Source organism: Shewanella mangrovi (genome assembly GCF_000753795.1).
GTDB lineage: Bacteria > Pseudomonadota > Gammaproteobacteria > Enterobacterales > Shewanellaceae > Shewanella > Shewanella mangrovi.
Map to the genome: position 1 here is coordinate 1 of NZ_JPEO01000007.1, position 21,517 is coordinate 21,517.

The 21,517-nt window shown below is 47.4% G+C and carries 24 protein-coding genes; 9 read left to right on the top strand and 15 right to left on the bottom strand.

Going from position 1 to position 21,517, the window contains the following annotated elements:
- Positions 1 to 224: 224 nt before the first annotated feature.
- The 6 genes from punR (at position 225) to HR45_RS10810 (ending at position 3,331) form a co-directional block, all read left to right on the top strand.
- Positions 225 to 1,130, top strand: coding sequence for a DNA-binding transcriptional activator PunR (punR, locus tag HR45_RS10785; RefSeq protein WP_037442852.1), 906 nt, complete (start codon positions 225 to 227; stop codon positions 1,128 to 1,130).
- A gap of 117 nt (positions 1,131 to 1,247) precedes the next feature.
- A complete protein-coding gene (locus tag HR45_RS10790; RefSeq protein ID WP_037442853.1) occupies positions 1,248 to 1,907 on the top strand; it encodes a Bax inhibitor-1/YccA family protein in 660 nt (219 codons plus the stop codon).
- A 71-nt stretch (positions 1,908 to 1,978) separates the two neighbouring features.
- Positions 1,979 to 2,365, top strand: coding sequence for a sulfurtransferase complex subunit TusD (gene tusD / locus HR45_RS10795; RefSeq protein ID WP_037442854.1), 387 nt, complete (start codon positions 1,979 to 1,981; stop codon positions 2,363 to 2,365).
- A complete protein-coding gene (gene tusC, locus HR45_RS10800; protein WP_037442855.1) occupies positions 2,365 to 2,721 on the top strand; it encodes a sulfurtransferase complex subunit TusC in 357 nt (118 codons plus the stop codon). Before tusD ends, tusC begins: the two co-directional genes overlap by 1 nt.
- On the top strand, positions 2,718 to 2,999 hold the full coding sequence (gene tusB, locus HR45_RS10805; RefSeq protein ID WP_037442856.1) for a sulfurtransferase complex subunit TusB: 282 nt from the start codon (positions 2,718 to 2,720) through the stop codon (positions 2,997 to 2,999). The genes tusC and tusB overlap by 4 nt, the downstream gene beginning before the upstream one ends.
- Positions 2,993 to 3,331 (top strand): TusE/DsrC/DsvC family sulfur relay protein, encoded by a 339-nt coding sequence (locus HR45_RS10810; protein ID WP_037442857.1) that lies wholly within the window; start codon positions 2,993 to 2,995, stop codon positions 3,329 to 3,331. Before tusB ends, HR45_RS10810 begins: the two co-directional genes overlap by 7 nt.
- Positions 3,332 to 3,426: 95 nt before the next feature.
- On the opposite strand, the gene HR45_RS19715 is transcribed toward HR45_RS10810, so the two are convergent.
- From HR45_RS19715 to lrp, 7 genes are all read right to left on the bottom strand, one after another.
- Positions 3,427 to 3,549, bottom strand: coding sequence for a hypothetical protein (locus tag HR45_RS19715; protein WP_277619574.1), 123 nt, complete (start codon positions 3,547 to 3,549; stop codon positions 3,427 to 3,429).
- A gap of 10 nt (positions 3,550 to 3,559) precedes the next feature.
- Positions 3,560 to 4,846 (bottom strand): serine--tRNA ligase, encoded by a 1,287-nt coding sequence (serS, locus tag HR45_RS10815; RefSeq protein WP_037442858.1) that lies wholly within the window; start codon positions 4,844 to 4,846, stop codon positions 3,560 to 3,562.
- A gap of 17 nt (positions 4,847 to 4,863) precedes the next feature.
- Entirely contained in the window at positions 4,864 to 5,238 is a 375-nt protein-coding gene (gene crcB, locus HR45_RS10820) for a fluoride efflux transporter CrcB (protein WP_037442859.1), read from the bottom strand.
- Positions 5,231 to 6,562 carry a replication-associated recombination protein A gene (locus tag HR45_RS10825; protein WP_037442860.1) on the bottom strand — a complete coding sequence of 444 codons (1,332 nt, stop codon included), beginning with the start codon at positions 6,560 to 6,562 and terminating at the stop codon, positions 5,231 to 5,233. Before HR45_RS10825 ends, crcB begins: the two co-directional genes overlap by 8 nt.
- On the bottom strand, positions 6,562 to 7,173 hold the full coding sequence (gene lolA, locus HR45_RS10830) for an outer membrane lipoprotein periplasmic chaperone LolA (RefSeq protein ID WP_037442862.1): 612 nt from the start codon (positions 7,171 to 7,173) through the stop codon (positions 6,562 to 6,564). The genes HR45_RS10825 and lolA overlap by 1 nt, the downstream gene beginning before the upstream one ends.
- Before the next feature lie 15 nt (positions 7,174 to 7,188).
- Positions 7,189 to 9,720: a DNA translocase FtsK gene (locus tag HR45_RS10835; RefSeq protein WP_037443078.1), complete on the bottom strand. Its 2,532-nt coding sequence runs from the start codon at positions 9,718 to 9,720 to the stop codon at positions 7,189 to 7,191.
- A 174-nt stretch (positions 9,721 to 9,894) separates the two neighbouring features.
- Complete coding sequence (gene lrp, locus HR45_RS10840) at positions 9,895 to 10,386, bottom strand: leucine-responsive transcriptional regulator Lrp (RefSeq protein WP_037442864.1); 492 nt, start codon at positions 10,384 to 10,386, stop codon at positions 9,895 to 9,897.
- A gap of 176 nt (positions 10,387 to 10,562) precedes the next feature.
- Between lrp and ald the strand changes: the two genes are divergently transcribed.
- A complete protein-coding gene (gene ald / locus HR45_RS10845) occupies positions 10,563 to 11,675 on the top strand; it encodes an alanine dehydrogenase (RefSeq protein ID WP_037442866.1) in 1,113 nt (370 codons plus the stop codon).
- A 147-nt stretch (positions 11,676 to 11,822) separates the two neighbouring features.
- Positions 11,823 to 12,773, top strand: coding sequence for a thioredoxin-disulfide reductase (trxB, locus tag HR45_RS10850; RefSeq protein ID WP_037442868.1), 951 nt, complete (start codon positions 11,823 to 11,825; stop codon positions 12,771 to 12,773).
- A gap of 82 nt (positions 12,774 to 12,855) precedes the next feature.
- Here trxB and HR45_RS10855 read toward each other — a convergent pair whose 3' ends face one another.
- From HR45_RS10855 to HR45_RS10870, 4 genes are all read right to left on the bottom strand, one after another.
- Positions 12,856 to 13,695: a glucosaminidase domain-containing protein gene (locus HR45_RS10855; protein WP_052074688.1), complete on the bottom strand. Its 840-nt coding sequence runs from the start codon at positions 13,693 to 13,695 to the stop codon at positions 12,856 to 12,858.
- A gap of 139 nt (positions 13,696 to 13,834) precedes the next feature.
- Entirely contained in the window at positions 13,835 to 15,028 is a 1,194-nt protein-coding gene (locus tag HR45_RS10860) for an amino acid aminotransferase (RefSeq protein WP_037442870.1), read from the bottom strand.
- 177 nt (positions 15,029 to 15,205) lie between these two features.
- Entirely contained in the window at positions 15,206 to 15,916 is a 711-nt protein-coding gene (hda, locus tag HR45_RS10865) for a DnaA inactivator Hda (protein WP_037442872.1), read from the bottom strand.
- 45 nt (positions 15,917 to 15,961) lie between these two features.
- On the bottom strand, positions 15,962 to 17,059 hold the full coding sequence (locus HR45_RS10870; protein WP_037442874.1) for a DUF2066 domain-containing protein: 1,098 nt from the start codon (positions 17,057 to 17,059) through the stop codon (positions 15,962 to 15,964).
- 213 nt (positions 17,060 to 17,272) lie between these two features.
- Between HR45_RS10870 and HR45_RS10880 the strand changes: the two genes are divergently transcribed.
- A complete protein-coding gene (locus tag HR45_RS10880) occupies positions 17,273 to 18,499 on the top strand; it encodes a uracil-xanthine permease family protein (RefSeq protein WP_037442878.1) in 1,227 nt (408 codons plus the stop codon).
- A gap of 78 nt (positions 18,500 to 18,577) precedes the next feature.
- On the opposite strand, the gene ruvB is transcribed toward HR45_RS10880, so the two are convergent.
- The 4 genes from ruvB to HR45_RS10900 are packed head-to-tail and all read right to left on the bottom strand — an operon-like array spanning position 18,578 to position 21,483.
- On the bottom strand, positions 18,578 to 19,582 hold the full coding sequence (gene ruvB, locus HR45_RS10885) for a Holliday junction branch migration DNA helicase RuvB (protein WP_037442880.1): 1,005 nt from the start codon (positions 19,580 to 19,582) through the stop codon (positions 18,578 to 18,580).
- A gap of 13 nt (positions 19,583 to 19,595) precedes the next feature.
- Complete coding sequence (gene ruvA, locus HR45_RS10890) at positions 19,596 to 20,213, bottom strand: Holliday junction branch migration protein RuvA (protein ID WP_037442881.1); 618 nt, start codon at positions 20,211 to 20,213, stop codon at positions 19,596 to 19,598.
- Positions 20,210 to 20,731, bottom strand: a complete 522-nt coding sequence (gene ruvC / locus HR45_RS10895; protein WP_037442882.1) for a crossover junction endodeoxyribonuclease RuvC — start codon at positions 20,729 to 20,731, stop codon at positions 20,210 to 20,212. Before ruvC ends, ruvA begins: the two co-directional genes overlap by 4 nt.
- 5 nt (positions 20,732 to 20,736) lie before the next feature.
- Positions 20,737 to 21,483: a YebC/PmpR family DNA-binding transcriptional regulator gene (locus HR45_RS10900; RefSeq protein ID WP_037442884.1), complete on the bottom strand. Its 747-nt coding sequence runs from the start codon at positions 21,481 to 21,483 to the stop codon at positions 20,737 to 20,739.
- Between the last annotated feature and the right edge of the window lie 34 nt (positions 21,484 to 21,517).

The window sequence follows — 21,517 nt, forward strand, 5'->3', positions numbered from 1 at the left end:
GCATTCAACCACTCTGCCACCCCTCCGAACGGGAAAAATAATATCGCTTTGGGCCGTTGCTTGTAAACCTATTTTTTAGTGCCTTGAATCAATTGGTTAAGCGATATACATCAAGGTGAAATATTGATCTAAATTCTATCGTTTTGCGCATAGTTCGCTTGAGTTAGGCGTAAGAACTGCGTAACTTGCACAGTTGAAATCTGTTCACACCAAAAGGAATGCATATGCTGTCTGAGCAATCATTTGAGCTAATTGAGCTGGTTGCTAAGCTAGGAAGCTTTACTTCTGCGGCCAATCATTTAAACAAAGTCCCTTCAGCCATCAGTTATGCTGTGAAACAGATTGAAGATGAACTCGGCGTTGAGTTGTTTGAGCGCCATCACCGCAGTGTTAGTTTGACGCCCGCAGGTGAACACTTTGTGCATCAAGCTAAGTCAGTGATGCAATCGATTATCGGGCTAAAGCAATCGACGCAAGCGGTGAATAAGGGCTGGCGACCGAAAATTGCCATCGCGCTGGATGGCATCGTGCGTGAAGATGGTATCAGCTTCCTAGTCCGCGAATTCTACAAAACGTTTTCCGACGTAGAGCTGCACATTCACCGCGAACAGGTTAACGGTTGTTGGCAAGCACTCAATGAACAACGGTGTGATATTGCGATTGGTGCAGCCTCCAATATTCCTGTCGGCGGGCCTTTTGAACACAAGGACTTAGGCGAATTACGTTGGCAGTTTGTGGTAAGTGCACAACATCCCCTCACCGTTGAAACGCATATTACAGCTGAAATGCTGCAAGAATATGCCGGAGTGTGTGTTAGCGATACTGCAGCGGATTATCCTGAGACGCGATTGGGCCTTGCACAGGGGCAACGTGCGTTGTCGGTGCCAGATTGGATTCGCGCCATTAACTGCGTCAAAGACGGATTGGCTGTCGGTTGTTTACCTCGCCATTTGATCACCCCTTTTTTGCAGAATGGCAGCTTGGTAAACAAACCCTGCGATCTTAATATTGCCGACACACGTGCATTGTTAGTGTGGAATCGCAATGTACAAAATGAGGCCATGCGTTGGCTGATCGACTATTTAAACAACGATCAGCGCTTGGTCAACAGTTGGCTTTTGCCAAATTAACCTTATATTCAGACTACCATTGCAGACTGATTAAAGCTTTGTTCATGGAACCTAAGTTAGACTTATCGGTCTGAAATAGTAACAATTTTAATTACATTGGTAGCATAGGAGATCACGATGAATCAGCATGCAACCTACTCTATTAGTGCTTCAACCGAAGTCGTCAACAAGATGCTTCGAAACACCTATATGTTGCTTGCCATGACGCTGGCGTTTTCTGCAGCGTGTGCCGCGATAGCAACCGCTATCGGTATTTCACCATTAATGTCGTTAATGTTTTCCATCGGTGGTTTAGTGCTGCTGTTTGTGACATTACGTAAAGCCGATACAGCAGCAGGTCTTGCTTGGATTTTTGCCTTTACCGGCTTAGAAGGCGCATCGTTGGGGCATCTGTTGAATGTCTACGCTGGCTTGGCTAATGGCCCTTCGCTGATTATGCAGGCACTGGGCTTAACTGCTGCCGTGTTCGTGGCGCTTTCTGCTTATGCAGTCACCACGAAGAAAGATTTCTCCTTTATGCGGGGCTTCTTGATCGCAGGTCTGGTCGTGGTAATTGTGGCGGCATTGATCAATATCTTCTTAGGGAGTCCAGTGGTATTTATGGCGTTGAATGCCGGTGTAGCACTTTTGATGACCGGGTTTATTTTGTTTGATACCAGCCGTATCGTAAACGGCGGTGAAACCAACTATATCCGCGCCACTATCTCGCTGTATCTCGACTTTTTGAACCTGTTTATCGCGATTTTGAACCTGTTGGGTGTCAGCAACGACGATTAATCTGCGTTTTAGCGTATTCTGAGTTAAAATGGCGCTCACTATTGAGGGCCATTTTTTTATGCCTATTGTTTATGCCTAGTTTTATTATTCTGCTTTCATCATCAGCGATAACGCCTGCAAACGGCTTAAAAGCGATTCAGTTTGCTGAATCTGCGTTAGCGCTGGGCCACACAATTCACAGCATCTTTTTTTCAGGCGATGGCATCAGTCATGCTAACAAGTTGCAGCAAGTTTCCAGTGACGAAACCGATATCAAGCTACGTTGGCAGCAGTTTGCCGCAGAGCATGAAATCCCCTTGATTAACTGTACGACAGCAGCCAGTCGTCGTGGTGTGCTGAGTGAGTTGGAAGCAGAAGAACTTGGCCTAAACGCGAATCAAAGTGACTTATTTCACTCTGGTGGACTGGTTGAACTGGTTGCGGGTATTACTAAATCACATCGATTGGTGAGGTTTTAATGAAGCAAATCGCCGTCATATTTCGCACCGCGCCGCATCGAAACGGTAAAGCTCGCGAAGGGCTTGAGTTTGCCCTGTTGGCAGCAAATTTAGATCAGCAGGTCAGCCTCATCTTTTTAGATGAAGGCATTTTTAATCTGTTAGCTGCACAGCAACCTGAACTTATTGGTAACAAAGATTATATTGCCAGTTTCAAAGCGGTAGACTTTTACGATATCGAACCTGTATTGGTTGCCGAGGAAGCATTAGCCAAGTTCTCGTTAACCCAAGCGGATCTGCTCTACCCAGCCAGTGTCAGCAATGCTGCGAGCATTCAGCAACATCTGCAATCCGTTGATGAGGTATTAGTGTTTTGATTCTGCATCATTTTCAAACATCGCTTTGCAGCGATAATGCTTTCACAGCAGCACTGCCGCTCATTGCTAATGAAGACTACTTACTGCTGAGCAGTGACGCACTTTATGGTTTGCTCAATCCAACAGTTCAATCAAAACTGGTGGGTTATGCTGTGTATGTGTTAGCTCAAGATTGTGAAGCGTTAGGCTTAACAGAAAAACTCTCTGACTACACAGCGTTGGATTACGCTGGATTTGTACAATTGACGTTAAAAAGTGACAAGGTAATTACGTGGTAAATAGTATCGACTTCAATGGGCGTCAAATCGAAACCGACGCACAAGGATATCTGCTCGATGTGAACGATTGGCAACCTGAGCTGGCGCCTGTCATCGCGGCGAAAGAAGAGATTGAACTGACCGACGCGCATTGGGAAGTCATTCACTTTGTTCGTGACTTCTATCTGGAATATAAAACCAGTCCAGCTATCCGCGCCTTAGTAAAAGCGATGGGACAGAAATTGGGTGCCGATAAGGGCAACTCCAAATATCTCTATAAGCTGTTTCCTGTAGGACCGGCGAAACAAGCGACTAAGATCGCCGGTTTACCTAAGCCGGCAAAATGTATTTAGTTTACTCTTGGGTAGACAAACAAAAGCCCCGTTAGCGTATTCGTTAACGGGGCTTTTTAATCTCAACTATTCCGGTTTCGCCACAACGGCTGCAATCAAATATTTTCCAACACTAACACTGCAGCTTTACCGAGCGTTGCAAAGATCAATAATAAAAACAGTACAACAACTACGGCGTAGGATAACCTTCTCAAATATCGACTACTGTCATTGTCCATTTAGACATCCTTAACCGATCTTTTCAACTCCTCCCATGTAGGGCTTCAATACGTCTGGCACTGTGATGCTGCCATCAGCGTTTTGATAGTTTTCGATGACCGCGACTAAGGTGCGGCCAACCGCCAAACCAGAACCATTCAGTGTATGGATCAAGCTTGGTTTTTTATCTGATACACCGCGGTAACGTGCTTGCATACGACGCGCTTGGAAATCTTTCATGTTTGAACAAGAAGAAATTTCGCGATAGGTGTTTTGCGCCGGCAGCCATACTTCAATATCGTAAGTTTTCGCAGCACTAAAGCCCATATCACCGGTACACAGCGTCACAACACGATAAGGCAAGCCAAGCTTTTGCAATACAGTTTCAGCGTTGTTGGTTAGTTGCTCTAACGCTTGCATTGAATCTTCTGGCTTCACCAATTGGACCAACTCCACTTTATCGAATTGGTGCTGGCGAATAAGACCGCGAGTGTCTTTACCATAAGAACCCGCTTCACTACGGAAGCAAGGTGTATGTGCAGTCAATTTGATTGGCAATTCAGCTTCATCAAAAATCATGTCACGCGCTAAGTTGGTCAACGGCACTTCTGCGGTTGGGATCAGGTGTAACCCTTGTCCTTCTTCGGTTGCCGGTTTGGTATGGAAAAGATCTTCAGAGAACTTTGGCAGTTGGCCAGTCCCATACAAACTATCGTCATTCACCAATAACGGAACATACGCTTCGGTGTAGCCATGTTCGGTCGTGTGCAGATCCAACATAAATTGCGCCAAAGCACGGTGCAATCTGGCAATTTGGCCTTGCATCACAATAAAGCGAGAGCCCGTCAGCTTAACCGCACTTTTGAAATCTAAACCTTTGACGCCTTCGCCTAAGTCAACGTGATCTTTCACGTCGAAATCAAACTCACGTGGCGTGCCCCAGCGACGCACTTCAACGTTTTCACTTTCGTCACGACCAACTGGCACGGATTCATCCGGCAAGTTAGGCGTGCTTAACGCCACGGCTTGGATTTCGCTCAACAGTTGCGCTAATTCAACTTTCTTCGCTTCTAACTTCTCGCCCAAATCACCTACTTGCGCCATGATCGGTGCAACATCTTCGCCACGGGATTTAGCCTGACCGATCGATTTGGAGATTGCATTGCGCGACGCTTGCAGTTCTTCGGTTTCCACCTGCAATGCTTTACGTTGTTCTTCTAACTTAGTCAGCTTAGAAACATCGAGAATATAACCGCGGTTCGCTAAAAGTTCCGCCGTTGTTGCCAGTTCATTACGCAGATATTTAGGATCTAACATTTTTTAATCTTTATTCGTTATACGCGTGAAAGAATCAATTGTTGCCCTAGGTATACCATCAAAAGACAGATCCCCAGATTCAACGCCACATTCAAAAATGCCTTGAGCAACTCACCAGCCTGGATGAGCATTAAGGTCTCATTCGAAAAAGTTGAGAAAGTGGTCAGCGCGCCCATAAATCCAACGCCCAGTAAGGCTTTAAACTCTGGACTAATATGGCTTGCCTGTGCCAACGCAGAAACTACTCCCATCAAAAATGAGCCAAGTACATTAACAGCCAGTGTACCAAAAGGAAAACTTGTACCAAATAGCTGGATCATAAATATCGAGATCGAATAGCGCAAAACTGCACCGCCTGCACCACCAAGCGCGATTAATGCCAGATTATTCATACCTTTTCCTTACGCTTACCTCATCCATCTGTCGCAGCAGCTGCAACTTTTCCTGCATCCGTTTCTCAAATCCACGATTAGTCGGATGATAAAAACGGCTGTCTTTTAAACTTTCGGGGAAATAATTCTCGCCAGCAGCATACGCCTGTTCTTCATTGTGGGCGTAACGGTAATCTTCACCAGCACCAATAGACTCCAACAATTTCGTCGGTGCATTGCGCAGATGCATCGGCACAGGTTCGTTACCGGTTTGTCGCGCTAACTTGCGCGCCGCAGCATAGGCTTCGTAGACCGCATTGCTTTTGGGCGCAACCGCAAGATAAACCACCGCTTGCGCAATGGCGCGCTCCCCTTCTGCCGGGCCAACGCGATGGAAGCAATCCCACGCATTAAGGGCGACAGTCATTGCCGTCGGGTCGGCATTACCAACATCTTCAGAGGCAATGGCCAATAGCCGACGCGCGACATACAGTGGATCACAGCCGCCTTCTAACATACGCGCATACCAATACAGCGCGGCATCGGGTGCCGACCCACGAATAGATTTGTGCACAGCGGATATTAGGTCGTAATACTGATCGCCATTTTTATCAAACCCAGCGAGTTGCTCTCCCGATACTTGGGTTAACATCTCTTTGGTGAACACACCTTGCGGCGGCAGCATGTCTGCCATCAACTCCAGGAGATTGAGCGCTCGGCGCGCATCGCCTTCCACAGTATCCGCTAATTGTTTAAGAACATCGGCTGGCATTTGCAGTTGCTGTTCGCCTAGCCCGCGTTCTGCATCAGTCAACGCCTGCTTAACAATCTGGCTAATGTCGTCATCAGACAAGCGCTTAATTAAATAAACGCGCACTCGGCTTAGCAGAGCATTGTTAATTTCAAACGACGGATTTTCGGTAGTAGCGCCGACAAAAATTACCGTACCATCTTCAATAAACGGCAAAAATGCATCTTGCTGACTTTTATTAAACCTGTGTACTTCGTCGACAAACAGCAGTGTACGTTGGCCGCGGGATTGCGCGATATTTTTTGCATGTTCAATCGCCGAACGTATCTCTTTAACACCTGATGTCACCGCTGAAATTCGTTCCACATGCGCGTTGGCATAATGAGCGATCAATTCGGCCAATGTCGTTTTGCCTGTGCCCGGCGGCCCCCAAAACATCATCGAGTGTGGTTTGCCTGCTTCTAGCGCTTTTCGCAACGGCTGACCATCGCCAAGAAGATGTGGTTGGCCAACATATTCGCTTAAATCCCGCGGCCGCATTTTGGCGGCAAGCGGTCTGAAGTCCGGCGAAAAATCAAATCCCAAGCTATCCATTATTCATGCGCACCATTGCGTTGGTCGTCGATGGATACACCATCAGGTGCGGTAAATTGAAATATGACATCATCTGCCGAGATGGGCTTTTGCTCACTCAAGCTAAAGCGACTGATATTGCTCTGGTTATCATTGAGTGAAATCTCGCTCAGTTGGTTACCGTTAAAACACACTGAAACCTGTTGCACGCCAGAATCTGCCGTTTTTGGTGCGATGGTAAAGCAGCTATCCTGTTCACTGATATCAAACTGCTGCCAAGATGCTGCATCACGATGTACCAATAGGGTCATGGGCGACGTTGCTATTGCTTGATCCAGCGTTAATACACTGGCTTCTTCTGCAAACGGATTATAAATCCATACATCCTTACCATCAGCGACAATCAATGACTCATCCGGTTGGGTTAAGTGCCAGTAGAAATGATTCGGCTGCGCCAGTGCCAATACGCCACTGCCAGATTGAATCACTTTGTGATTTGCGTCGGTGACGGTTTGTTGAAATTTAGCCTGAAATGCCGGGTTGGCATCTAGCTTCGCCTGTAACTCGCTAGCAGGGGATGCACAGGCTGAACCTGCGACCCAGACTAACGCCAGCAGAGAAAAACGCGTCATGAATACCTCTTTACTTTATGACTTAGGCGGAGGTGGCGCTAACACCTCGCGATTACCGTTATGGCCTTGGGCGCTGACGATACCTTGCATCTCCATGGTCTCAATGATGCGTGCAGCGCGGTTGTAGCCAATCTTAAACTTACGTTGCACACTGGAAATGGAGCCTCGACGGGTCTCCGTCACAAATGCGACGGCTTCATCGTACAGTTCATCGTACTCTTCATCGCCGTTTTCTGCAGCCTCGCCCGGCAACAGTACTTGTTCACCGTCAGATGAACCATTAAGAATTTCATCAATATATTGCGGTTGACCACGCGCATGCCAGTCGTTAACCACAGCGTGCACTTCATCGTCATCAATAAAGGCGCCGTGTACACGAATTGGCACGCTAGTGCCCGGTGGCAAATACAACATATCGCCCATGCCGAGCAGCGTTTCTGCACCCTGTTGGTCAAGAATGGTGCGCGAGTCGATACGTGACGACACTTGGAAAGCAATACGTGTCGGAATGTTCGCTTTAATCAAACCAGTGATAACATCAACAGATGGGCGCTGTGTTGCCAGAATCAAATGGATCCCTGCGGCACGGGCTTTTTGGGCGATACGGGCAATCAGTTCTTCCACTTTTTTACCGACAATCATCATCATATCGGCGAATTCGTCTACCACTACAACGATGGAAGGCAGTTTTTCCAATGCTGGAGCTTCATCTTCCATGCTGGTTTCAGCACGCCACAGCGGATCGTAAATCTCTTCTCCCGCCTCGCGCGCCTTTTCAATTTTTGCATTAAAGCCTTTTAAGTTACGCACGCCGAGTGCAGACATCAGCTTGTAACGACGTTCCATTTCCCCCACACACCAACGCAGTGCATTAGAGGCTTCCTTCATATCGGTAACCACTTCGCACAACAGATGTGGAATGCCTTCATAGACAGACAATTCCAACATTTTGGGGTCAATCATAATAAAGCGGACATCATCTGGTGACGACTTATACAGCAGACTGGTAATCATCACGTTAACACCAACGGACTTACCTGAACCTGTGGTACCCGCAACCAGCAAGTGTGGCATTTTGCCCAGATCGACAACTACTGGCTCACCGGCAATATCCTGACCCAGTACCATGGTGAGGTTGGATTTATTGTCAGTAAACGCTTGGCAGTCCAGTACGTCACGTAAGAACACTGTTTCGCGAAACTTATTAGGCAGTTCGAGGCCAACATAGGCTTTACCAGGAATCACCTCAACAACGCGCACGCTTTCGGCCAGCAGCGAACGCGCCAAGTCTTTAGATAGATTCGAAATTTTGGATGCTTTCACGCCCGGCGCTAGTTCTAGCTCAAAACGCGTGATTACCGGACCTGGATACACCCCAACCACATTAGCAGTGATGCCGAAGTCCGCCAGTTTAACTTCAACCAAACGTGCAATCTGCTGCAATTCATCTTGGCTAATGGGATTTTCTTTACGATTAGGCACATTGAGCAGATCGATGCTTGGCAGCGGATTTTCAGGCTTAGGTTTGACAATTGGCTCTTCGCCGGGGATCACAATAATACCGTTTTCTACCCTCGCCTTTTGCGCATTGAGTTGGCGCTGCTTCGGTGTCGGCGCTACGCCAGTAGAACGTGGTTGCTCAAAAGCGTCATCAAGTACATCGACTGTGACTGGCGCTTCCTCTTCATCGCGCATATGGATGATCGGCTCTACGCGTTCGCTGATCGCAACCGCATTAGCTTCTTCGACATCCTTAGCTTTATTCTTGCGGACAAAACGAGACAGCAATCCGGTTTTTTCTTCATCCGTATCGCCATCTACTTCAGCGTCAGGCTCATCGATAACCGCTGGTTCGTTTTGTGTTTCGCTGTCACGTCGTTGCTTAAACTTTTCAACAACCGACATAAAGCCTTGGGTATCAGATGATTCTTGGGCTGTGCCGAACGATTTCGGTAATGCCGCTATTTTTTTCATTAACCACATGGTACCAAAACCGACCGATTCAACCAGCGCAATCATGCTGATACCTGTCATCAAGGTAAAGCCCGCACAGACAAAACATAGCAGTAATAAGGTGGTACCGAGTTGGTTGAAATACGGCAGCATCGCCTGCCAAATAACGTCGCCGGTTACACCGCCTGCGGAAAATTCATAGATGTCATCAGCGTTCATCGAAGCTAATGCAGCAAGACTGGTCATTAGCAGCAAAAAGCCAACAATACGCAGACCAACCGAGAAATAGTCGACCTTATCGAGCTGGTAACTTCTGCGAAAGAGTAACCAACCTGCGGCAACCACCACTAATGGAATGCAATACGCGGTATAACCCAGAAAATAAAACAATACATCAGCGGTCCATGCACCGACTGCGCCAGTGAGGTTTTTGATATCGCCAGAAAATTGAGACTGACTCCAACCGGGATCGGAAGGATTAAAGCTGCCAAGTGACAGTAAAATATACACAGCAGCTACCCCACAGACGATCAAGCCGATCTCCTGTAGTCGCTGTAATCCGGACAATGTTTTGATGCTATTTCCCTGAGACAAACCGGTATCCATCGATGCGTAGTGAAATGCAGCTAAGATACCAGAAACTTGCTTAAAGTGCAGTGGTACTCAGCCAATTGGAGCAAATAGCATAGCTTTTTGAAGTTGAAGGGAAATTGAACAGAAATAAAGTTGTCTTCAGCAACGATTACTGAAGACAACTTGAGGTAAAAATTAACCGTCTATCGCAATGCGACTGCTTTGTTTGACTTCTTCCATGACGACATAGGTGCGCGTGTCAGATACTGCAGGCAGCTTCAACAAGGTTTCACCTAGTAACTTACGATAGGCTGACATATCTTCTACACGCGTTTTAAGCAGGTAGTCGAAATCGCCAGACACCAAGTGACATTCCTGAATGGTATCTAACAGTTGTACTGCGCGGTTGAACTTGTCAAAAACGTCAGGTGTATCACGACTTAACGTAATCTCAACAAAAATCAGCAATGAAGCGCCAAGCAACTGTGGGTTCACTTGGGCATTGTAACCTTTGATGTATCCCTGCTTTTCCAAACGTTTAACGCGTTCCAGACAAGGGGTTGGGCTGAGTCCCACCCTTTTTGATAATTCGACGTTTGACATACGACCATCGTTTTGCAGTTCGTTAAGAATATTGCGGTCGATTCTGTCTAAGTCTTTAATAGTGCTCTTTTTTATTTCGGCCATTTTTTTAACCTTGTTTTATCACTAAAACAATATTTAATGTTGCGTATGTGTTAACTACAGCAAGATAAACTGCTGAGACAATAATATACTAAAAACCGCTGACACTTTCACATCAGCAGTTAATTATAACAAATATCCTACTCCCGACAGACGGGTTTTACATTTGAGGCTCTATTATGAAGATTGGTGTTCCAAAAGAGATTAAAAACCACGAATATCGTGTTGGCATGGTGCCTTCTGCAGTGAAAGAACTGACTCTGCAAGGTCACGCGGTTTTTGTCGAACAGAATGCCGGTAGCGGTATCGGTTTTGCGGACCAAGACTACATTGATGCTGGTGCGCAAATTCTCGCAACTGCGGCGGAAGTATTCGACGTTGCCGAAATGATTGTGAAGGTAAAAGAGCCTCAAGCAGTCGAACGTGCCATGCTGAAGCATGACCAAATTCTGTTTACCTACCTGCACCTTGCGCCGGACTTGCCACAAACTGAAGAGCTGATCAGCAGTGGTGCAGTCTGTATTGCATATGAAACCGTAACTGATGACAAAGGCGGCCTCCCCCTGCTAGCGCCTATGTCTGAAGTGGCTGGTCGTATGTCAATTCAAGCGGGTGCAATGGCACTCGAAAAATCTCACGGTGGCAGCGGCATGTTGCTTGGTGGCGTCCCGGGGACTGAACCTGCCAAAGTTGTTATCATCGGTGGTGGTATGGTGGGGACTAACGCGGCACAAATCGCGGTTGGTATGGGCGCAGACGTAACAGTATTAGATCGGTCAATCGATGCTCTGCGTCGTTTGAATGTGCAGTTTGGTTCTAGCGTTAAAGCTATTTACTCCACCGCTGATGCAATTGAAAAACAGGTGCTGGCGGCAGATCTGGTCATTGGCGGTGTGTTGATCCCCGGCGCTGCAGCACCAAAATTGGTGACACGTGAAATGATTGCTGCAATGAAGCCGGGCAGCGCTATTGTTGACGTCGCTATCGACCAAGGCGGTTGTGTGGCAACGTCAAAAGCAACAACTCACCAAGATCCAACCTACATTGTTGACGATGTAGTGCATTACTGTGTAGCGAACATGCCAGGTGCAGTAGCGCGCACTTCAACCTTTGCGCTGAATAACGCCACCTTGCCTTACATTCTTAAGCTAGCGAATCTTGGTTATAAAGCCGCGCTTGCTCAAGATAAACATCTGCTAAATGGCCTGAACGTTATCCATGGCAAGCTGACCTGTAAAGAAGTTGCCGAAGCACACGGTATGGAATATACCCCAGTGGCTGCAGCACTGTAATTTACAGCCAGTAATGACTGATTAAAAAAGGAGCCATAGGCTCCTTTTTTCGATTAGCACAATCTTGATTATTCCGTGCCAGTTGCTTTACCCCGCGCGGTAAATTACCTAAAATCCTTGCCACTTAATGAAAGGACGGAGATTCAAATGAGCGAATCCAAACATTGTCAGTTACTGATTCTAGGTTCTGGACCTGCCGGATATACTGCAGCTGTTTATGCTGCGCGGGCCAACCTGAATCCGGTGATGATCACTGGTATGCAACAAGGCGGACAGCTGACCACCACCACTGAAGTTGAAAACTGGCCAGGTGACGCTGACGACCTAACCGGTCCGTTGCTAATGGAACGCATGCAGAAACATGCTGAGAAATTCAATACTGAGATTATTTTCGACCATATCAATGAAGTTGAGTTGTCAGAGCGTCCATTCAAACTTAAAGGCGACAGCGGCAGCTATACCTGTGATGCACTGATCATTTGTACCGGCGCATCTGCCAAATATCTTGGTCTGCCTTCAGAAGACGCATTTAAAGGTCGCGGCGTTTCAGCTTGTGCGACTTGTGATGGTTTCTTCTACCGTAACCAAAAGGTTGCCGTCATCGGTGGTGGTAATACCGCAGTTGAAGAAGCGCTTTATTTGTCGAATATTGCCGCTGAAGTTCACGTGATCCACCGTCGTGATACCTTCCGCTCAGAAAAAATTCTGATCGACCGCCTGATGGATAAAGTCGAAAACGGTAACATCGTACTGCATCTTGATAGCACGTTAGACGAGGTTGTTGGCGATGAAATGGGCGTGACTGGTGCAAAAATTAAGAGCACTAAAGATGGTAGCGTCACCGATTTGGCTGTAGCGGGTGTGTTTGTGGCGATTGGTCATAGTCCTAACACTGATATCTTCGCTGGTCAGTTAGAAATGAACAACGGCTACCTGAAAGTAAACAGTGGCCTTAACGGTAACGCGACCCAAACCAGCATCGAAGGCGTATTTGCCGCCGGTGACGTAATGGATCAGCATTATCGCCAAGCGATTACCTCAGCCGGTACAGGTTGTATGGCTGCGTTGGACGCGGAACGTTTCCTCGACAAAGCTTAACCATAAGCTAAACGTCAATGGAAAAATAAGCCCGACCGGAGGTCGGGCTTTTTCATGCGTGAGGTAGGTTCGCTTGATTAACTCAACCGTTGAGTGCCGCAGTGGTCATCGTCGGTGTCGGTAAGTCAAAATACTCTTCGTTATGGCGCAGCATGTCGAGCAGCTCGTCGATGTAAGCATCCTGTCGCTCAGAATAATTCACTAAGCCATATATCAACTTTTCCGCAGTCAACGGCTCAGCTTGCGCGCGCATATCGGCTCTTATTGAACGAAACAGTCGATAAGCGGCGTTGGAGTTCAGGTTACGCATATAAGATGCAATAGACTCATCAACGCTGGAAAACACTTTCACTTCGTGTATCTGCCCATCACCACGCGACTGAGGTACCAGCCCACAGCCCTCTTTAAAACACCATTGACCGAAAAAGTTAAATCCTTCGCGGGCAAAACGCGAACTACCCCAGCCTGACTCATTGGCCGCCTGAATAAGCACCATAGGTTCTGGGATCACATCCACTCGGCGCAACAGACTTTTTATTGCCGCCAAATCGATGTTACGAATGCCGTACTCGTATTTCTCTGCCAGATTTTGCACACGATACACTTCGGCATTATCTAACGCCAAACCATTTTCAAGATGCGATTTAACTGACTTGAGAAACTTGCGTTCACCTAAAATAATACGGTTTTGTTTACGCACCGCTGGACGTAAAAAGTCGAAAAACGCCTTTTTCTTCGCACTTACATCGTCCATAGCGGAAAAATCAGGAATGAGATTTACGCCAACACGGTTTTGCTTAACCAATGGCGAACCTTGCGAAGGTGACTCATTCAGTGGAATAAATATCACGCGTAACGCGATAACGGCGAGGATTACGACGGTGACCGCTAATACAGATGAACCGACTCTTCCTGTTCTCAAACAGCCCCCTTAACGTTGAGTGGTTGATTCCGGTAACGGCAAATTATAAGCGAGCCAATCAAAATCACAAAATTTGCACTCGCTTTGGCAACTAAAAAGGCCGCAAAAAGCGGCCTTTTTTCATCATTTACTTTATAAATCAAAGTACTTTTGCAATGGCTTGACAGATAACTGGCACGTTGCTTGTGGTCATGCCGGCAACGCTGATGCGGCCTGAGCCGACGATGTAGATACCAAACTCAGTCTTCAATTGTTCAACTTGCTGCTTATTCAAACCAGAGAAACTGAACATCCCTTTTTGGCCAGAAATAAAGGAAAAATCTTGCTCAACGCCTTCTGCTGCCAAGGTTTTCACAAACAACAGGCGCATTTTCGCGATACGCTCACGCATCTCTTTCACTTCATTTTCCCAAATGGCTTTCAATTCAGGCGTGCTCAAAATGGTACTCACAATCAACGCACCGTGGGCAGGTGGGTTTGAATAGTTAGCACGAATGGTACGTTTAACTTGGCTAAAGGCTTTCTCGCCTTCCGCTTGGTCCTTCGCAACTAAGGTCACGGCACCAATACGTTCATTGTATAAGCCGAAGTTTTTCGAGAACGAATTAGCCACCAAAAATTCCGGTACGGCTGCCGCAACCGTGCGCAAACCCGCAGCGTCTTCTTCAACACCATCACCAAAGCCTTGATAAGCGAAGTCAAACAACGGCACTAATTGTTTCGCCGCAACTAACTCGGCAATCGCTTGCCACTGCTCTGTTACAGGATCTATGCCTGATGGGTTGTGGCAACAACCGTGCAATAGTACAAGATCGCCCTGCTCAGCTTGCGCCAAATCACCAAGCATGGCTTCAAAATCTAATCCTTGAGTCGCAGCGTCATAATAACGGTATTCTTTGATTGTCAGACCAGCCGCTTCAAAGATATTTTTGTGGTTTGCCCAGGTAGGATTACTTACCCAAATCACTTTGGATTCGGTGTTATTTACCAGGAATTCGGCAGCGACACGTAGCGAGCCGGTACCGCCTGGAGCTTGTGCAGTAAAGGCGCGTCCTTCACTGATAATGCTACTATTGGCACCGAACAACAATTCTTGTACAACCTTGTTATAAAGTTGCACACCTTCGATGCCCAGATAGTTTTTACTGGTTTCTTCCTGCAGTAACTTCTCTTCAGCAAGTTTGACTGACTTTAGGACTGGCGTCAGACCTGCATCGGTTTTATAGACACCGACACCGAGGTTCACTTTGTCTTCACGAGGGTCTTTTTTAAACGCTTCAGTCAAACCTAAAATGGGATCTGCGGGTGCGGCAGCTACATTGGTAAATATCATCTCGGTATCCTGTGTAATACAAGGTAGGGCTAGTTTGCGACAGTTATATCATTCCTGTGATTGGCGACATAGATCAAGCTCAAAAAACGCTACCAACAACTGAAAAAATTAGCGATCCATTAATAAAAAATGGCTGCGATTCACGAAGAGTAAATTTGCTGGGCCGAAGGCTAACGACTAAAGTCGCAAAATCTCTTTAATGAAAGGAATCGTGAGTTTGCGCTGATGCACCATCGAGGCTTTATCCAACTTATCGAGTACATCAAAAAGTGTGCGCAGATCCCGCGCCAGACGACTCAACAAAAACTTACCGCTATCTTCCGGCAGTTGTAACCCGCGCATCGCGGCTCGACGTTGCAAGGCTGCAAGCTTTTCTTCATCCGCCATCGGGTTCAACTGATAGCTAATTCCCCACTGCATGCGCGAGACCAGATCGGGCAAACTAAAACCGGCATCTGCTGGCGCATTGCGTCCCGCAACAATCAGCGAACAGCTTCCTTGTTCAGCTACGCGATTATAGAGATCAAAAAGCGCCTCTTCCCATAACGGATGACCGGCGATCGCGTCGACATCATCAATGCAGACCAAATCGAGCTGTTCTAATCGTTCGAGTAGCGCGGGAGAAATACTGGCGTGAATGCTGAGCGGTACGTAGAAATTACTACGAGATAATTCGTTAGCATGAGCGCAGGCAGCATGCATTAAATGGGTACGACCGGATTTTTCCGGTCCCCAGATATACAATGATTGACGCTTTTGCCCTTCTGCAGCAGCACCTAACGCCTTAATCAGTTCATCGTTACCCGCTGCGGGATAATAACTTTCAAACGTTTCGTCATCAGGAAGATAAACAGGCAGCGATAGCTGTACTGGATTGCTCTGACTCAATCGATGATTCTCACACTTGCTAATTTAACTTAACCTTTATGCTTGTTACTGCCCAAGCCAGCGATATACACCTATCAATTGGCTATCGCTTATTGGTGTCGCGTAACCGCTTGGCGCAGAGGTACTGCTTACTGGGCTCATACGTTGTTCCAGACGCAAAACGTTGGCGAGATCGTCACGGCTTCCAATCAACTGTAATTGATAGCGCACAGTGTTGCCCTTAATGGACTCAACGTGGAACTGTTTCACCACGGTCAGCTGACTGAAAAATGATTCGATACCGACCAACTGGCTCATATGCTGAATATCGCTAAACTCAATCTCGGCCATGTCGAGAGTGCCAGAATCAGTCACGGCGTATTGCGATACAAAGTAGTCAGAAAGCGATAACATCATTTCTGCAATCGCCTCTTGGCGAGTCTCTGCATTACCACTGCGACTCACCAACGCTGGAGCATATGGGTTAACTGCTGCCGATTTAGAATAAAGCGCTATTTGAAACTGAATCGATTGATCTGGCGCGTTTTCCATATCAGCCATCGCAAAATAGTCTGCCTGATAACGTACAGATGCTTTAGCAACGGTATCGGCAAACATCCCCCTCACATCATTGACGCCGACGGCCATCAGATCATCTAAATCCATCACCGGAAACATTAACGGAATGCCACGGGCATTTGAGGCAAGCGCAAATTGGCTACGCTCATCGGAACTTGCACCATCGGCTAACAATGCGCGTTCACCAGTCCCATCAGTTGCCAGCCACACTAAGGTCAATGGTCGCTGTTTGCCCCACACCGGTAACCCAGCCTGACGTAGTAAACGAATAACTTTGTCATGTTCGAAGGTAGCTTTGAGCTGCAGACCTTCTTCAGTTTTATCGTAGGAATACTGCACTACTAATGATGCAGCGTCTGGCAACGCTGCCTGTATTTGTGGATTGTCTTTTAACTCTTTCGCCCCGGAATTCAACAGCAGCACATTATATAAGGCCTGCTGTAGCGCCTGACCTCGATCTGCATGCGAGCGAGAATCGACAACAACGGTAGATTGATCGAGCTTCGCGATCTCCACGGCCTGGGCGAAATTGGTCGCGAGTGACAATAAAAGTACGGCGAGAATCCCTGATATCTGTTTGAGCATACTTGCTTAGCTGCCTACGATTGCAATGGCGCAAGTGTACCACAGATATTGCGTCAGCAAATCCATCTGCGCTGCCTTTGCGGCTGCTTGCTCAGGAACTGTTATAAAAGCTAACGGATTGGCAGAAATTTGAGCTAAATCGTCAAAAATTTTCTGATCGAAACAGTGCTTGCTGGTAGCATATGCCGATTTTAACAACCAAGGGCAATAATAATGAAAAACCTCACCCTGCCACTACAAGGCGCACAGATGTTGTTCGTCGCCTTCGGCGCACTGGTGCTGGTACCCCTACTAACCGGACTCAACGCCAGCGTGGCGCTGTTTACCGCGGGTATTGGTACACTGATTTTTCAGTTTTGTACGAAGCGTGAAGTACCTGTTTTTCTGGCATCTTCGTTTGCGTTTATCGCACCGATTACTTACGGTGTAAACAAATTTGGCATCGGCGCTACCATGGGCGGTTTGATTGCCGCAGGCTGCGTCTATTTGGTGCTAGCGACTATCATCAAAATTCGTGGTTCCGAATTCGTCAAAAAGCTACTGCCACCTGTAGTCGTGGGGCCAGTGATTATGATCATAGGTCTGGGCTTAGCGCCTACCGCGGTGAATATGGCGCTCGGTAAAAGTGGCGACGGTAAGTTCGAATTGGTTGCTGCACAACCAGCGTTGATCATTTCGATTCTATCATTGGTTACTACCATTGCTGTGGCCATTTTCGCCAAAGGTCTGCTGAAACTGATGCCTATCCTTTCCGGCATTATTGTCGGTTATCTGGCCAGTCTATATTTAGGCGTAGTGAACTTTGACAAAATCACTGAAGCAGCTTGGTTTGCGATGCCAGATTTCGTTGCACCGGAATTCAACTGGTATGCCATCGCCTTTATGATCCCTGCGGCAATTGCGCCAGCAGTAGAGCACATCGGTGATATCGTGGCGATCTCAAATGTTACCGGTAAAGACTTCTTCAAGAAGCCAGGTTTGCACCGCACACTTGCAGGTGATGGTTTAGCCACTATTGCTGCGACGGCACTCGGCGGCCCACCAAACACTACCTATTCTGAAGTGACTGGCGCCGTAACCCTGACCAAGAATTTTAACCCCGTGACGATGACTTGGGCGGCTATTTGCGCCATTATCCTAGCCTTTGTTGGAAAGTTAGGTGCGGCACTGCAAACGATTCCAGTTCCTGTAATGGGCGGTATTATGTGTTTGCTGTTTGGCTCAATTGCGGCCGTTGGTCTTAACTCTATGATCAAAGCGCAAGTGGATTTGAATGAACCGCGTAACCTTGCCATTGTGGGTGTGACCTTGGTATTTGGTATTGGCGGTATGGCATTTGGCATTGGCGATTTCAGCCTTTCAGGTATTAGCCTGTGTGGTATTGTGGCGATTCTGATGAACCTGATCCTGCCACATGGCCATCATAAAGCTTCGCATTAACCACATGCGATGCCCGGTCACAAAAAAGCCACTCGCTATTGAGTGGCTTTTTTATTGAACCGAGAAAACGCTATATGGTTATTCTGGCTTCATCATATCGAAATGACGATACGCTCTATCAGTGGCAATACGACCACGAGGTGTACGTTGCACAAAGCCTTGCTGAATTAAGAACGGTTCCAACACATCCTCGATAGTTTCACGCTCTTCGCCAATGGCGGCCGCTAAGTTGTCTAAACCTACAGGACCACCCATAAACTTATCGATAATCGCCAACAATAGCTTGCGGTCCATATAGTCAAACCCTTCACCGTCGACATCCAGCATATCGAGTGCTTGCTGCGCCACATGTTGGTTGATGCGACCATCGTGTTTCACTTCAGCGTAATCACGTACACGGCGCAGTAAACGATTGGCAATACGTGGAGTGCCGCGTGAACGCATGGCAATCTCGCGGGCACCCAAATCATCTAACGGTAATTCCAGCATTGATGCTGAACGGGCCACAATGGTGCTGAGATCGTCAACATTATAAAACTCTAGCCGCAGCGGAATGCCAAAACGTGCGCGTAATGGCGAGGTTAATGCGCCAGCACGGGTCGTTGCACCTACAAGTGTAAACGGTGGAATATCCAGTTTAATCGACCGAGCTGCCGGACCTTCACCGATCATAATATCCAGCTGATAGTCTTCCATTGCAGGATAAAGGATCTCTTCCACCACAGGACTCAAGCGATGAATTTCATCGATAAACAACACATCGCCTGCTTCAAGATTGGTAAGCAGCGCCGCTAAATCACCTGCTTTTTCCAGCACAGGGCCTGAGGTCGATTTAATGTTTACGCCCATCTCGTTCGCAACAATCATCGCCAAGGTAGTCTTACCCAGTCCGGGCGGGCCGTAGATCAGCATATGATCCAGTGCTTCATTACGGTTTTTTGCCGCTTGAATAAAGACTTTTAATTGCTCGCGCGCCTCATTTTGACCTGTGTACTCATCTAGCAGCTTAGGCCGCATGGCACGGTCAATCAGTTCATCCTGAGGATTACTGTGGGGTTGAATGAGACGATCTGCTTCTATCATGAATGGCTATTCCCTATAACATCGATTTAAGCGCAGCTTTGATCAATGTTTCTGAATCCATACCTTCAACAAAGGCGCTCGATACCGCTTTACTGGCTTGGGCTGGCTTATATCCCAGTGATAACAGTGCCGCAATGGCATCTTCTTCAGCGGTGCTTTCCGTCGGTGCTGGTGTAAAGTTAGATTTGAGCACAAATTCGCGCTCATTGCCGCTTGAAGCTTCCATTAAGCTCTTCAGCTTATCGCGCATTTCAACCAGCAAACGTTCGGCAGTTTTCTTACCGACGCCAGGCAGTTTTACCAGTGTGGCAATATCATCGCGCTCAACACAGCCAACAAACTCAGCTGCTGTCATGCCTGACAATATCGTCAATGCCAGTTTGGGCCCCACACCATTGGCTTTGATCAGTAAGCGAAACAAGGAACGTTCTTGCTTCGTGATAAAACCATATAGTAATTGTGCGTCTTCCCGCACCACAAAATGGGTATAAATGGTGGTGGTCTGATTCAGCTCTGGTAATTCATAAAAGCTGGTGAGCGGCATTTGCAACTCGTACCCTACTCCGTGCACGTCAATAAGTACGTCCGGTGCTTGCTTCTCTACGATAGTGCCCTGTAAACGACCAATCATCGATATCTTCCGTAAGTTCTACTACTGGCTTGACCGCCTAATGCCACCAAGCTTTGACAGGTATGATAATGACATACCGCAACACTCAGTGCATCTGCGGCGTCTGCTTGTGGTTTACCGGGCAACTTTAGGATTTGGGTAATCATATGCTGCACCTGTGTCTTTTGCGCTCGTCCTGTGCCCACCACAGCACTTTTAATTTGTGTGGCTGAGTATTCAGAAACCGGCAACCCAGCATTAGTGGCGGCGACAATTGCTGCACCACGGGCTTGGCCGAGTTTAAGCGCTGAGTCAGCATTCTTGGCTAAAAAAACTCTTTCAATCGCCATCTGATCTGGATGGTACTGACGAATAATTTCGCTAATGCCGGTAAAGATTTGCTGCAAACGTTGCGGTAAGTCGTCGGAAGCGGTGCGGATGCAACCGCTGCCGAGATATATTTGGTGTCGCCCCTGGCACTGGATCACGCCGTAACCGGTGATCCGCGAGCCGGGGTCAATCCCTAGAATGATGGGCATAGGGATTATTCGAGTTTTTCCATCACTTCGTCAGAGATTTCTGCGTTGTGATACACTTCCTGCACATCATCGTGATCTTCTAAGGTGTCAATCAGACGCAGGAATTTCGCGGCAGTTTCTTCATCTAAATCAGATTTGGTTGAAGGCACCATCGTCACTTCAGCGTTTACTGATTCAAAACCTGCGGCGTCCAACGCATCTTTCACGGTACCGAATGCTGCTGGTTCAGTGTAAACGTCGATTGAACCGTCATCGTTCACTTGTACGTCGTCAGCACCACCTTCCAATGCGGCTTCCATAATCGCATCTTCATCAATGCCAGTGTCGTAGCTGATGATACCTTGCTTGGTAAACAAGTAAGCAACAGAACCGTCAGTACCTAAGTTACCGCCAGATTTGTTGAAGGCGTTACGTACGCCAGTCACGGTGCGGTTACGGTTATCTGTCATACATTCAACCAGCACTGCTGTGCCACCTGGGCCATAACCTTCGTAAGTGATGGTTTCCAAGTTTTGACCATCTAACTCACCAGCACCACGCTTAATCGCACGATCAACAGTATCGCGAGTCATGTTATTAGACAGCGCTTTATCTATGGCAGCACGCAGACGTGGGTTTGAATCTGGATCTGAACCACCTTCGCGAGCTGATACTGTCAGTTCGCGGATAAATTTGGTGAACAGTTTACCGCGCTTAGCGTCTTGCGCTGCTTTACGGTGTTTGATGTTGGCCCACTTACTATGACCTGCCATAACTTACTCCTCTTTATTATCGGGATAATGGTCG